This is a genomic window from Mycobacterium sp. NGS15, from assembly GCF_059813245.1.
Map to the genome: position 1 here is coordinate 33635 of NZ_JCALEF010000005.1, position 12429 is coordinate 46063.

At 61.1% G+C, this 12429-nt stretch carries 13 protein-coding genes; 10 read left to right on the forward strand and 3 right to left on the reverse strand.

The genetic code is table 11. The features are described from left to right. Positions 1 to 4 precede the first annotated feature (4 nt). Complete coding sequence (locus tag AC5Y5C_RS14605) at positions 5 to 208, reverse strand: helix-turn-helix transcriptional regulator (protein ID WP_499973363.1); 204 nt, start codon at positions 206 to 208, stop codon at positions 5 to 7. Positions 209 to 816: 608 nt separating this feature from the next. On the opposite strand from AC5Y5C_RS14605, the gene AC5Y5C_RS14610 reads away from it, so the two are divergent. The 10 genes from AC5Y5C_RS14610 (at position 817) to AC5Y5C_RS14655 (ending at position 10810) form a co-directional block, all read left to right on the forward strand. Further along, positions 817 to 1248, forward strand: a complete 432-nt coding sequence (locus AC5Y5C_RS14610; RefSeq protein WP_499973365.1) for a Rossmann-fold NAD(P)-binding domain-containing protein — start codon at positions 817 to 819, stop codon at positions 1246 to 1248. A 447-nt stretch (positions 1249 to 1695) separates the two neighbouring features. Beyond that, on the forward strand, positions 1696 to 1938 hold the full coding sequence (locus AC5Y5C_RS14615) for a redoxin NrdH (protein WP_043080283.1): 243 nt from the start codon (positions 1696 to 1698) through the stop codon (positions 1936 to 1938). Positions 1939 to 1966: 28 nt separating this feature from the next. Then, the gene (nrdI, locus tag AC5Y5C_RS14620; protein WP_499973368.1) at positions 1967 to 2407 is read left to right on the forward strand and encodes a class Ib ribonucleoside-diphosphate reductase assembly flavoprotein NrdI; all 441 of its coding nucleotides are present in this window, start codon (positions 1967 to 1969) and stop codon (positions 2405 to 2407) included. 62 nt (positions 2408 to 2469) lie between these two features. Then, complete coding sequence (gene nrdE / locus AC5Y5C_RS14625; RefSeq protein ID WP_499974532.1) at positions 2470 to 4551, forward strand: class 1b ribonucleoside-diphosphate reductase subunit alpha; 2082 nt, start codon at positions 2470 to 2472, stop codon at positions 4549 to 4551. Between the two features lie 403 nt (positions 4552 to 4954). Next, the gene (locus AC5Y5C_RS14630) at positions 4955 to 8158 is read left to right on the forward strand and encodes a hypothetical protein (protein WP_499973369.1); all 3204 of its coding nucleotides are present in this window, start codon (positions 4955 to 4957) and stop codon (positions 8156 to 8158) included. Then, positions 8155 to 8550, forward strand: coding sequence for a hypothetical protein (locus tag AC5Y5C_RS14635; RefSeq protein WP_499973371.1), 396 nt, complete (start codon positions 8155 to 8157; stop codon positions 8548 to 8550). The genes AC5Y5C_RS14630 and AC5Y5C_RS14635 overlap by 4 nt, the downstream gene beginning before the upstream one ends. Before the next feature lie 184 nt (positions 8551 to 8734). After that, positions 8735 to 9097 carry a hypothetical protein gene (locus tag AC5Y5C_RS14640; RefSeq protein ID WP_499973373.1) on the forward strand — a complete coding sequence of 121 codons (363 nt, stop codon included), beginning with the start codon at positions 8735 to 8737 and terminating at the stop codon, positions 9095 to 9097. Positions 9098 to 9124: 27 nt separating this feature from the next. Beyond that, positions 9125 to 9508 carry a hypothetical protein gene (locus AC5Y5C_RS14645; protein WP_499973376.1) on the forward strand — a complete coding sequence of 128 codons (384 nt, stop codon included), beginning with the start codon at positions 9125 to 9127 and terminating at the stop codon, positions 9506 to 9508. A 76-nt stretch (positions 9509 to 9584) separates the two neighbouring features. Then, on the forward strand, positions 9585 to 10016 hold the full coding sequence (locus AC5Y5C_RS14650) for a DUF2628 domain-containing protein (protein ID WP_499974536.1): 432 nt from the start codon (positions 9585 to 9587) through the stop codon (positions 10014 to 10016). Between the two features lie 32 nt (positions 10017 to 10048). Then, positions 10049 to 10810, forward strand: a complete 762-nt coding sequence (locus AC5Y5C_RS14655; RefSeq protein WP_499973378.1) for a DUF3298 domain-containing protein — start codon at positions 10049 to 10051, stop codon at positions 10808 to 10810. Positions 10811 to 10850: 40 nt separating this feature from the next. On the opposite strand, the gene AC5Y5C_RS14660 is transcribed toward AC5Y5C_RS14655, so the two are convergent. Together AC5Y5C_RS14660 and AC5Y5C_RS14665 are read right to left on the reverse strand one after the other, a co-directional pair. After that, entirely contained in the window at positions 10851 to 11339 is a 489-nt protein-coding gene (locus AC5Y5C_RS14660; protein ID WP_499973381.1) for a hypothetical protein, read from the reverse strand. A gap of 428 nt (positions 11340 to 11767) precedes the next feature. Continuing rightward, entirely contained in the window at positions 11768 to 12352 is a 585-nt protein-coding gene (locus AC5Y5C_RS14665; RefSeq protein ID WP_499973383.1) for a hypothetical protein, read from the reverse strand. Positions 12353 to 12429: the final 77 nt, after the last annotated feature.

Consider the following 12429-nt stretch of genomic DNA (forward strand, 5'->3'; position numbering starts at 1 on the left):
GCAGTCACGACACCGCACCCACGGGCATACCGCCGATCTTGGCGTGTCGCCAGGTGTCGATGTCGGCGCGCAGCCACTTGCGACGGCGACCGAACTTGCCAGATGGCGGCAAGGTGCCGCGTTGTTGCCAATATCGGACAGAATGAACGCTGACCCCGAGAAGATCAGCGATACCTTGGGCGTCAATGTAATCAGTGGTGTTACTCATAGTCGAACTTCCTTGTCTTACTGTGTGGTTCACCGGAAGGCACGCCAAACACACCCCCTGTGCGGGAAGGCTGTCCCACGGCGCGAAACCGGCAGCAGGCGGCACGGTGCCGCTGCTCAACTGCTCTCAGTAGGAAGTTGCTGTATGTGTCCACCAACTGGACACCAGGTGAACCAGACACCCCGAGCCCCGATGGTCCGACGTGCTGACTGCGGATCGCCCTTGCGAGCGTTCACCATTAACCGCGACTACCCACCCTAGTCGAACTAGCGTTCGAGTTCTAGCGGACACGCCAGCGGCATCACGGCTCTCGACGCTAGGCGCGCCTTGCTCCGTTCACTGCAACCTCCTTGCGTGGGCCTTCGTATCGGCTCAAGCCCCTCACGCGACCCAGAGTTTCATGGCATCCGGGGTTCATGTGGGTGCCAGTAGGACGGGACGGTGGCGCCTTGCTGCGGACGCAAGTCCGTACGCAAAACATACGCACAATAGCCACCAATACCCGTCACCGCCCCATCGTTTCCAGCAGCAATATATGTCCATTGAACTGCATAGATAGGACATTTCCGTCAGTATCCATTATTTGCCATTCCTCAACTAATGAGTTCATGGAGAACTACGCGATGTGGGCTGAACAGATCAACCGCACCGGCGCGGTCCACGAACCGGAGCGCCACGTGGTCCAATCGCCCATCGCCATGGATGACATCGCGCGGGTGGCCGCGGCGGTTCTGTGTTCGGGAGATGGGCACCTGGGCAAGAAGTACCCGATTACCGGTCCAGAGGCGGTGACCCGCCAGCAGCTGGTGCAGACCATCGCCGAGGTCGCCGGTGTGGATGTGCGCTATGTGGTCAGCTCACCTGAAGAGGCGGTACGCGAGCTGAGGCCGACGATGGGGGATCGGGCTCAGTGGTACGTCGACACCCTGACCGACCCTGAAGGCGAACAGCCGGCGAACACGTTGGTGGCCGATCTGACTGGGTACCCGGGTACCACTTTCGCGCAGTGGGTTGCCGCCAACGTGGGACTCTTCCGCTAGATCGGGATCTGTCCCCAGATTCGTCCACAGAACTCCACAGTTTCCACAGACTCGCCGGGCTACAAGGTTTGCCCAGCGGTAGGTGATCTGCTAGCCGATGCCGGTGCCCGGAGGTGGGCACCACATGTGGTCCAGCCACCGACAGATGCCCGGACACACCACGGATACGACACGCCCGCGTTTCCTGTATGAGAGGTCTCACGACCAGGGAATTTCATGAATGTTGTTCAGAACATCTTGTATAGGTTCCGATTGTCGGACACTAGGTGTAGTGTCTGGAACACCGAAAGGCCGGGAATCACTCCGGGCCGCCCGGCCCGGATTCCCGCCAGATCTTCTGGCCGAGCCCGGCGCTCAGCCACCACGGGCGACGCGGAATTTTCCGGGGTGCTGGACTGCTGAAAACTTTGTTGAGATGTACACGATCCATTCGCTGAGGAGCTACGCATGAGCATCACCGTCTACACCAAGCCCGCCTGCGTACAGTGCAACGCGACGTACAAGGCCCTCGACAAGCAGGGCATCGAGTACAGCGTCGTGGACATCACCGAGGTTCCCGAGGCGCGCGATTACGTGATGGCGCTTGGCTACCTGCAGGCGCCCGTGGTCGTGGCCGGTGACGATCACTGGTCGGGTTTCCGTCCGGACCGCATCAAGGCGCTCGCTGGCGCAGTCGCAGTGTCTGCCTAATAAGTAGTAAGTAGTACGGGAGCCGGGCATGGCCCATCTGGTCTATTTCTCCAGCGTGTCGGAGAACACCCACCGCTTCGTTCAGAAGCTGAGTGTTCCCGCCACCCGGATCCCGCTGCGTGGCGATATCCAGGTTGATGACCCGTATGTCTTGGTCGTGCCGACCTATGGCGGTGGTCATCCGGTTCCCGGCCAGGCCGGGGGATACGTCCCTAAGCAGGTCGTGAAGTTTCTCAACAACGAACACAACCGGTCCCTGATCCGCGGGGTCATCGCGGCCGGGAACACCAATTTCGGTGCGGAGTACTGCTACGCGGGCAAGGTCATCTCGGCCAAGTGCGAGGTGCCATATCTGTACCGCTTTGAACTCATGGGCACCGTAGACGACGTGCAGCAAGTGCTCGCCGGACTCGACGAATTTTGGAAGGACACACCGTGGCGCCAACCGCGACAACTGCAGAACCAGTGACCGCCGGAACACGAGGGCACGGCGCCCCATCGGACGAGCTGGACTATCACGCCCTCAACGCGATGCTCAATCTGTATGACGCCGAGGGCAAGATCCAGTTCGAGAAGGACGCCGCGGCGGCGCGGCAGTACTTCCTGCAGCACGTCAACCAGAACACGGTCTTCTTTCACAATCAGGACGAGAAGCTCGACTACCTGATCGAGAAGGAGTACTACGAGCGCGAGGTGCTCGACCAGTACTCGCGCAACTTCGTGAAGTCGCTGCTGGATCGGGCTTTCGCCAAGAAGTTCCGGTTCCCGACGTTCTTGGGCGCCTTCAAGTACTACACCTCGTACACACTGAAGACTTTTGACGGAAAGCGCTACCTTGAGCGCTTCGAAGACCGTGTGGTCATGGTGGCGCTGACCCTGGCTTCGGGTGACACCACGCTGGCCGAGAAGCTCGTCGACGAGATCATCGACGGACGCTTCCAGCCGGCCACCCCGACCTTCCTCAACTCGGGCAAGAAGCAGCGCGGCGAGCCGGTGTCCTGCTTCCTGCTGCGCATCGAGGACAACATGGAGTCCATCGGGCGCTCCATCAACTCGGCACTGCAGCTGTCCAAGCGCGGCGGCGGTGTGGCCTTGCTGCTCACCAACATTCGTGAGCACGGCGCACCGATCAAGAACATCGAGAACCAGAGCTCGGGCGTCATCCCGATCATGAAGCTGCTGGAAGACTCGTTCTCCTATGCCAATCAGCTCGGTGCCCGCCAGGGTGCCGGGGCGGTGTACCTGCACGCACACCACCCGGACATCTACCGCTTCCTGGATACCAAGCGCGAGAACGCCGATGAGAAGATCCGCATCAAGACGCTCTCGCTGGGTGTAGTGATCCCGGACATCACCTTCGAGCTGGCCAAGAAGAACGAGGACATGTACCTGTTCTCGCCGTACGACGTCGAGCGCACCTACGGCGTGCCGTTCGCCGACATCAACGTCACCGAAAAGTATTACGAGATGGTCGATAACGGCCAGATTCGTAAGACGAAGATCAAGGCGCGTGAGTTCTTCCAGACCCTCGCCGAGCTGCAGTTCGAGTCGGGTTACCCGTACATCATGTACGAGGACACCGTGAACCGGGCCAACCCCATCGAGGGCAAGATCACCCACTCAAATCTGTGCTCGGAGATCCTGCAGGTATCGACGCCCTCGTTGTTCAACGACGACCTGTCCTACGCCAAGGTGGGCAAGGACATTTCGTGCAACCTGGGCTCGCTGAACATCGCCAAGACGATGGACTCCCCGGATTTCGCGCAGACCATCGAGGTGTCGATCCGCGCGCTGACCGCGGTGTCGGATCAGACGCACATCTGGTCGGTGCCCTCGATCGAGCAGGGCAACAACGACTCTCACGCCATCGGTCTGGGGCAGATGAACCTGCACGGCTACCTGGCTCGCGAGCGGATCTACTACGGTTCCGAAGAGGGTGTGGACTTCACCAACATCTACTTCTACACGGTGCTGTACCACGCACTGAAGGCGTCGAATCGTATTGCCATCGAGCGCGGTAAGAGCTTTGGCGGCTTCGAGAAGTCGAAGTACGCCAGCGGCGAGTTCTTCGACAAGTACACCGAGCAGGTGTGGGAACCGGCGACCGAGAAGGTCCGGCAGCTCTTCGCCGATGCCGGAATTCGCATTCCGACACAGGATGATTGGCAGCGGTTGAAGGATTCGGTGCAGCAGCACGGTATCTACAACCAGAATCTGCAGGCGGTGCCGCCGACCGGATCAATTTCTTACATCAACCACTCCACGTCATCGATCCACCCGGTGGCCTCGAAGATCGAGATCCGCAAGGAAGGCAAGATCGGCCGGGCCTACTACCCGGCGCCGTACCTGACGAACGACAACCTGGAGTACTACCAGGACGCGTACGAGATCGGCTACGAGAAGATCATCGACACCTATGCTGCGGCCACGCAGCACGTGGATCAGGGGTTGAGCCTGACGCTGTTCTTCAAGGACACCGCCAGCACGCGCGATGTCAACAAGGCGCAGATCTACGCCTGGCGCAAGGGAATCAAGACGCTGTACTACATCCGGCTACGGCAGATGGCGCTGGAAGGCACCGAGGTCGAGGGCTGCGTCTCCTGCATGCTGTAGGAGTGTTCTAGACGAGAAGCGGGTCAGGGAACATCCCTTGGCCCGCTTCTTTATTTCGGGGATCGTGTCCCCGCAACGCGTTCAAGACAGACTGCATTCGCAGTGCGTGATCGGTAGGGACTATTCCCGGCGGCCGAGCTGCAGTCTCTACCCGACCTGGTACGCCTGGGAGCTGCTCTGTCGGTGCAACACGCGCCTACGACGCCGCGCCCCGACTGAGATCGCTGGCGATTACGTTCCGCGCCTTCCAAGGCTTTCCGCAACGACACACCCCGCACATAGTTCCGACGAGCTGGTCACGGATCCAATGGTGCGAAAAAGTTTGCTATCAATGTGGACAGGCGTCCCTATCTGGGCGTAGTGTCACGTGCCAGGGATATTTGCGTGGAATCGAGGGGGCGATGTGTCGGGGTACGAACGGTCGACTGAACAGCTGACAGCGGTGACCGATTGCGATGATCTGGCCCAGCCCGCCGTAGCGATGCAAGAGTTGCCCGCACGTGAAGTTGATCCTCGGAAAGGCGCCGGAAACGGCCCCGGGCGTCGAGTGGCTGCTTTCGCTGCCGGCTGCGTCCTTGTGGTTGGTGCAGTGGCCGCGTTGCATAGTCTGTACCGCGGTGGCGACGGCGCTGCGGAGCTGATCGGCTGGGCCGGGTTGTTGCTGTTGGGCATGACGGCTCTCGGCGGGGGTGTGAAGCTCGCGATGTGGGGCGCCAGGCCGGTAATCACGGTGGTGTGCGAGGAAGCCAAGGCGCGTTTGTCGGAGCCTCTTCTGGCGATCGTGGCGGCCGCCGCGGTGATCGTCGGGGCGCTGGGGATGTGGTGGGTGTTCCGGGGCGGATATTCCACCTGGTGGCAGCACCTCACCGGTGAGAGCCAGTGGTCGCTGGCGCTTGGGGTGGGCCAGATGCTGGTGGCGGTGCTGGCCGGTGCTGCGCTGTTCACCGGAGGCGGGTACCTGACTGGCTTGGCCAAGGAAGCGCTTACCGACTCAGGTCTGCTCATTGAGCGGGGCCGGACGACCGGCAAGCGCCGCGCTCAAGAGGGGCTGTGGCATCCCGGTTTGGTGGCGGCCTTGATCGCTGGTGGTTTGGGGTTGGTGCTGCTGACAGCGGGGGTCACTCCGCGGTTGTATGTGTGGATTACCGGACCGGATGTGCTTCCGGCAGCGGCGGCGATTGCAGCCACGCTGGTGTGGGCGATCGGCTCGAATTTGGGGTGGTGGAAAGGCCTGGCCGGTCTCTACGTGTGGGCTACGGATGCTTCGCAGAAGGCTGGTGCTGTCGCGGGTGTGGTTGCGGTGTTGATGTTTTCGGCCAGTGGTCTGGGTTTGGGGTGGTTCACTCCGGCCACGGTGCCGCAGGCCCATGCGGCGTGCCCACCCGATTGCGGTGGGCCGGGCGGTAGTGACGGTCCTCCCGGGGGTGGGCAGATGTTTCAGCCACCGAGCCAGGGTGGGCCGCAGATGCCCGATTATCAGGGCGGGGTTAATCAGCCGCCGATGGATCAGAACGGCTCGGTATCGATCTATAACACGCAGGCACCCTCGATCAGCAACAACGGCGCCAACGGGTCCAGTGGGCAGCAGGGTCCTCAGCAAGGCTGGGATCAGCCCGCACACGGCACCCAACCCCCGGATTACCAGAACGCCACCCCGTACACCCAAGGACCGGGGCGGCCCAACCCCGACTACAACCCTGGCGGACAGTCGAACCCGGGATCGCAAGGCGGGCAGCCGAATCAGGGTGTACAGCAGCCGGCGCAACAACCGCAGCAGGCACCCCAGAATCAGCCGCCGCAGCAGAACACCGGGCAGCAGCCGGATCAGCAGCCGCAGCAGTCGGATCAGCAGAAGATCGATGATTTGACGCGCCAACTGCAGGAGAAACAGCAGCAGTCCAAACAGCTGCAGCAGAACAAGCAGAACCAGAAGCAGCAGCAGTCGACGAAGTTCCCGTCTAAGGACAAGAAGAAAGACGACAAGGACGAGCAGGACGACCGCGACGATCAGTCGCAGAACACGGACCTGGCCTCGCTGTTGATGGGTGCAGCGTCCACGCGGCGCCGCAAGCAGGACGAGCAGCAGGATCCGGACACTCAGGCGCTTGGCCAGGATGCATCTCAAGCGGTGCAAGGGCTTCCGGGTGATGTGCAGACCTATGTGCAGTCCGGCCAACAGATCGGTGAATCATCTGGGCAGGCTGCGCAGGGCTTCGGCTCGGCTGCGCAGGCCGGTGCCTCGCTCGCGTCGTCGGCGCAGTCCGGTGCGGTGAACCCGCAAGACGCCATCACCCTGGTGCAGGGTGTCTCACAAGGCATTCAGGGCACCGCTGATGCGATCAACGCGGGCTCCCAGATCGTGAAAACCGCTCAGGGAGAAGCCGATCAGGTTGCCCAGGCGGTCGGCGACGCCAACCCGCAACTGAAACCGCAGACAGAACAGTTCACCCAACTCAACGATCAGGCATCACAGGTGACGGACGGTGTTGGGCAGATGGCCAGCGGTGTCTCCCAGCTGACCGGCGCGGTCAACTCGGCGAGCGGCATGGGCTCGGGCGGGCTGCCCGACACCAGCGGCGCCAGTGACTTGCTGTCGGGAGGCGGCACGGCCATACCTATGAGTGGCGGTTCCGGGCTGGGCGGGCATCTTGCTCAGGCCCCAATGGAGCCACCGCCAACGCCGACCCCGCCGAACTACCCTGAAGTACCAAGGACGGTCACACCGACCCCGCCAACGCCGTCAAATAGCCCCGAGGTTCCCCGGACGATTACGCCCGCGCCGCCATCGACCAGCCCGTCGGTGCCGCCGTCAAGTAGTTGGCCGACTCCTGAACCCCATCTGGCTCCACCTGTTACCGCGCCCGGGCCGGTACCGGAGCCGCCTCCCGCTACCTCGGCGGCACCACCACCGCCGCCAAGTAGCACTCCAGCACCTGAGTCGCCGGCTCCACAATCAACGACGCCTGCGCCTCCAGCTACAACAACAACTCCCGCTCCTCCGCCTGTTGACGTGAACAAGTTGCGGGACTTAGGTTATGACGATATTCAGATCGCTAATATCCAGAAAATTGTCCAAAGCGGACAGGGTATGTCGGACCATGGCATCAACCGGAATGCCGTCATCACCGCGCTGGCGGTATCCCTAGATGAGAGCAGCTACTACAACCTGCCCAATGATGGCTCGTACTACATACCCGGTTCACCTATCTGGAACCAGTGGACGAAGATGGCAGCTAACAACCCGAATATCGCCAATGGCGGCCACGATCCAATCGCGTCAGGAATGACCGTGGATCGGCTCCGTGAATCTTTGAACTTCCCTGGCGCGCAGACATACCCAGATGGTCATGTGCCCAGCGACCACGCGTCACTGGGTCTGTTCCAGCAGCAGTTGGACATGTGGGGCACGATGCCGGAACTGCTGAATCCCGCCACGTCCGCCCAGAAGTTCTATTCAGCGTTGTTGAAAGTTCCCGGTTGGCAGGACATGAGTAACCTCGGCGTGTTGGCTCAAAGGGTGCAGGGATCGTTCTCCGCGGACGGGAGCGTTTATACGCGGTACATCGCCGATGCCACGAAAATTGCTGACGTGCTGGGTGTCCAATGACGCGGGCACACGTCCTGGCGACGTTTTTATTGGCAATCCTGCTTGTCGTGGGTGTGATGTGCATTGTTCCCGCCACGGCTCATGCAGCCCCGGAGTTGTGTGACACCGGACAGGACACCGTCAGCAGCTTCGAAACACCCCGTCTAGTGGTGGCGATCTGCCAGTCAGGCAACGACTTTCAATACCGGCAACTAACCAAGCAAGACCAAACCAGGCTTGATCTACCCGCCCACGAGTTCCCGATCTACGGCAAGTGGGCAGCCGGCAGAGCATTCGAAGCCCAAGACGACGGATGCACTTACCAGATATTCACCTTTAGCGAACACATAGGGAACTTCGGCGCAAATTGTCCTGTGCCGTTGTCTGAAGACGGATTGCCGCTGCCGGGATGACGATGTGTGTTTGGCCCGACCGGAGAAGTGCGTCAGGCCGCAGCCGCTACAACCCCTGGTGGGGCCGGTTGCCCGGTGCGGTTGTCGCTGCCGCACAGTTCCGTCAAGGCCTGATGTCTATTGTCGATCAGCTCGCTGCTGCTCAACGAGCAGGACAGTCAGTCCCACAGATTAAGTACCTCCCATGATGCGCTGGGCAGGTTGGTGGCTAGGGCCGCTGTTGGGCACGATCAGCGCCTACGCGGTCTATGTGTCGCTCAGGGAGATTTGGGGCTACTGCCGTATCGGTATCAACGCGAGCGCTAGGGGGTTCGAGCTCATCTTCAGTGAGGTCCCCCGGACGCTGTTCATCGTCGCGGTCCTGTCCGGTGTCGTGTATGCGTTGCTGTGTCGGGTGCCGGTCAAATGGTCTATAGCGCTGGCTGTCGTTGGATCTGTGGTCACGGCGATCGCGGTCGTGTGGGTGACAGTATCGGTGAGGCATTATCCGTACTCCGATGGTTACGAGTGCATTCCGCCTTGGTGGCCGAGTTGGATACCGCTGTAGGGATTAGGGCAGGAGGGTCGGCGGCAAATGATGTTGCAGTCTGAGAAGGTTTTCGTCGGTGCACTGACTTGTGTTGCGCTCGGGCTGCTCAGTTTGGCTGTGGTGGCTAGAGTGCTGTCGGAGATGCGGCGTGCTTGTGATGTCGATTCAAGCGTGGGCGATGGGTTCGGGTTCTTGATTGCAGCGCCATTGATCCTGTTCGGAACGATGGCGGTAACCGGAGTCTTGTTCGCGCAGACAGTCGTTCTGGTTCAGCGTGACTGGTCTGTGTATGTCGCCATCGGAGTGGCGGTGCTGGCTGCTGCCGTTGTGGTTGTGGCGGGGGTGGGTCAAGCCTATAACCCCGGCCGCTATGACGTCGGCCAGACATGTCCTAGCGGCGTCCCAGCGTGGTGGCCTTTCCCGGTATGAGAAGGGAGTGCTCAAGAGCATCAGAGGCTGACGCGATGATGTCTCATTTTCAGTGGTCTAGATGGAGAGTGTTGAGATGAACCAGGCTGACGATCGCACTGAGTTGGCTTCGATTTGGCAGTGGCGGTTCGGGTTCTATGACCAGTTCGGGCATCCGGGTTCGACGCCAGAATCCGAAGCGGCTTACAAAGCGCTCCCGTACGGTGCGCGATTGATGCTCGGCAGCAATCTGCTGGCGTTCTTCTTCGGCCCTGTCTACTACTTCGTTAAAGGCATGTGGCGCAAGGGTTTAACCATTGCGGTGTTCACGCTATCGGTTGTCGCCGTGCAGTATGCGGTGGGCGGATCTGACGGGGTCTATCAGGCCGTCAACTTGGCCATGAGTGGCGTGCTGATGGTAACGACGAACTACACCTATTACCTCGACGAGGTCAAGGGCAGCCAATCATGGAACCCTTTCGAAGGCATGAAACGGTGGAAATGGCGAACGGGCCCGTCGCCGAAATAGCCGGCTACCCTGCAAAGGTTCGGAGGTCCAAAGTGAAACGCCACCTCTGGACCGTCAGCGTCGCCACGCTGTGTGCCGTGCCGTGGGTCCCCGCGTGCAGTACAGCGGCAGCACCCACCACCGTCCACGGGACAGCCCTAGCGGTTACCACCGCGCCCTCCGGTGCCGCAGACGCGACAGGCCAGTCCGGCGGCCACCAATATTCGGTGCGGACGGAAGCGCTCGAAGGATCTACCGACGACCACACCGGGACGTGGAAGGCACAGTTCGGTCAACTCGTTGGCGGTGATGAACGAGTAGCCAGTGCATTCAATGGCGCGAGCCGCCATTCGGTAAACGGGCTGATTGAGGACGCCCGATCCGAGGCACGAAGCGACAGTTGGGGTCTGGACGCCAACTCGACCATCTCCTTCCTGCCGTCCGCGGTGTCACAGGTGACCGTCGGCGTGTACTACGCACGAGGGGCAGCACATCCCGTCTACTACATCGCCACCGTTGCCATCGACAGCCGAGACGCCCAACCAATCACCTTGCAAGACCTGTTCACCAACAAACAAGACGGGCTGAACCGACTATCGGAAAAGTCTGCGAGCATCCTCGGAATCGACAACAACAACACGCCCGGACTACGGGCCACCGATAAGAACTTCGCAAACTGGATCCCCACCGCTGAGGGTTTCGAAATACACTTCGCCGACTACCAACTCGGACATGGCCTGAGAGTCACGACCATCCCATGGTCCGACCTAACCGATCTCCTGACGCCCAAAATGAATGCACTCACACAGAACTAGCCTTTCGCCGCCCAGGGGCAGGTGCGACGAGGTCGTTCAGTCAGTGATCGGGGTGGGCTGTTTGACCGCGAAGGTCGATCAGCTGTAGGTCTGACGTGTATCCCTCCACCGGGCGGAGCACGTAGCCTGCTGGGATCTGTCCTGCCTCGTAATACGAGATGAAGATGTCAGCGGCTTCTTCGGAGTTGAAAACCTCTGGGCCGCTGACATATTCAGCGCCACGAGGCAACCGTATCGCCACATCCAGGAGTGCAGTCCCATCGTGCGGATGCCCGATCGCGTACCGCACCCATTGCGCGCCCCACTCGGCGCCGCCCGGCTTACGAATCTCGATTGCGATCGCTGATGCGCTGTGTCCAGCCGCCTGCAGGTACTCGGTGGTGGCCTCGCTGGCTACGTCCTTGTACTCCTTGCCAGGTGGGAGCGCGTAGAGCAACAAGCTCCAGTTGCCGTCCTGTCCGAATGCCCCCAGCGGACCGAGGAACTGCAGCGGTCCAGCGCCGCCGTCCATCTCTGCGACGCTACCCATGCGCTGAACCTAACCCCTCATCCTGCTAGATGCTCGGCCGCGTTCGGCCACACACGCCCTTGCGGCGGATGTATTCGCGTCGGGCCCAAGCGATAGCGATCGCCCATCCGGTCGCACCCAAAACTGTTGCCCCTAAAGCAACTACCCGATTGTGGACGATCTGGCCGTGGAGGTCGTATCCGCTGCTGGGCGTATGTTCTGGGGAACCAGTGAGCAGTTGTTCTTTGGTTCTTCCGTAGTGGTGGCAGCGATCCCACTGGCTCATGGGTTTGTGATCGCATGTAGCTGGATGCAGATACATGACTGGTGCTATCGCCAGGAAAAGCGTGCACATGGGTACTGCAATCACTAGATGCCAGTCCGCGTAGGGGTTTTTCGACTGGAACGGACGACGAATGCCATCTTCTGTGTGTTTGCCCATCCGGGTTCTATTGCAATCGAGGCGGGTACGGATACGGATTCCCGTACGGGTGCTGTGGTGGTGGTGATTTGCGTCGGCGGGATGCGGTGACGCCGAGCACGATGGCTCCAGCTCCTACGAGCGTGATGCCGCCGATAGGGCCCGCGAGGGCAGCGGTGATGGCGCCGCCCCCTGCGCGTGGTCCAAGTCCGTAGGTGATGTCCGAGTACCCGGCGCAGCTGACGGTGTAGTTGCCTGTCTGGTGGGCGCTGACCACGTAGAGGGCATGCCATTGGTTGATGCTCATGGAGCCGTTGTAGCGGCTGACGGTGGCATCGTTGTTGTTTTCGTCGCGGGCCACGCAGCGTGTGTTCTGAGTCAGCTTCGGCACGGGTTCTACATCGGCGACGTAGATGATCATCGAGTCGCCTGAAGCGAATTGCACAGTGGCAGAGCCATTTGCGTCGAACTGGCTCGTGGGTCCTTTGAGGGCGTAGACGAGTCCTGTGACGAATAGGCCGATGCCGCCGATCAGCCCAACCGCGACCAGTGCCGCGCCGATGGCGTACCAGTAGCGCGGTGTCGGCCGGTGCCGCGCGGCGGGAGCGGGCAACTGCGGAGACGGTGGTGGCGGTCCCCAGGGATACGCGCCGGCGTGTGGCGGAGGCGGTGGTGGCTGCGTCCAGGAAG

Coding starts and splice junctions, on each gene's coding strand:
- AC5Y5C_RS14605 (WP_499973363.1), bottom strand. CDS start 208: ATGAGTAACACCACTGATTACATTGACGCCCAAGGTATCGCTGATCTT.
- AC5Y5C_RS14610 (WP_499973365.1), top strand. CDS start 817: ATGGAGAACTACGCGATGTGGGCTGAACAGATCAACCGCACCGGCGCG.
- AC5Y5C_RS14615 (WP_043080283.1), top strand. CDS start 1,696: ATGAGCATCACCGTCTACACCAAGCCCGCCTGCGTACAGTGCAACGCG.
- nrdI (WP_499973368.1), top strand. CDS start 1,967: ATGGCCCATCTGGTCTATTTCTCCAGCGTGTCGGAGAACACCCACCGC.
- nrdE (WP_499974532.1), top strand. CDS start 2,470: ATGCTCAATCTGTATGACGCCGAGGGCAAGATCCAGTTCGAGAAGGAC.
- AC5Y5C_RS14635 (WP_499973371.1), top strand. CDS start 8,155: ATGACGCGGGCACACGTCCTGGCGACGTTTTTATTGGCAATCCTGCTT.
- AC5Y5C_RS14640 (WP_499973373.1), top strand. CDS start 8,735: ATGATGCGCTGGGCAGGTTGGTGGCTAGGGCCGCTGTTGGGCACGATC.
- AC5Y5C_RS14645 (WP_499973376.1), top strand. CDS start 9,125: ATGATGTTGCAGTCTGAGAAGGTTTTCGTCGGTGCACTGACTTGTGTT.
- AC5Y5C_RS14650 (WP_499974536.1), top strand. CDS start 9,585: ATGAACCAGGCTGACGATCGCACTGAGTTGGCTTCGATTTGGCAGTGG.
- AC5Y5C_RS14660 (WP_499973381.1), bottom strand. CDS start 11,339: ATGGGTAGCGTCGCAGAGATGGACGGCGGCGCTGGACCGCTGCAGTTC.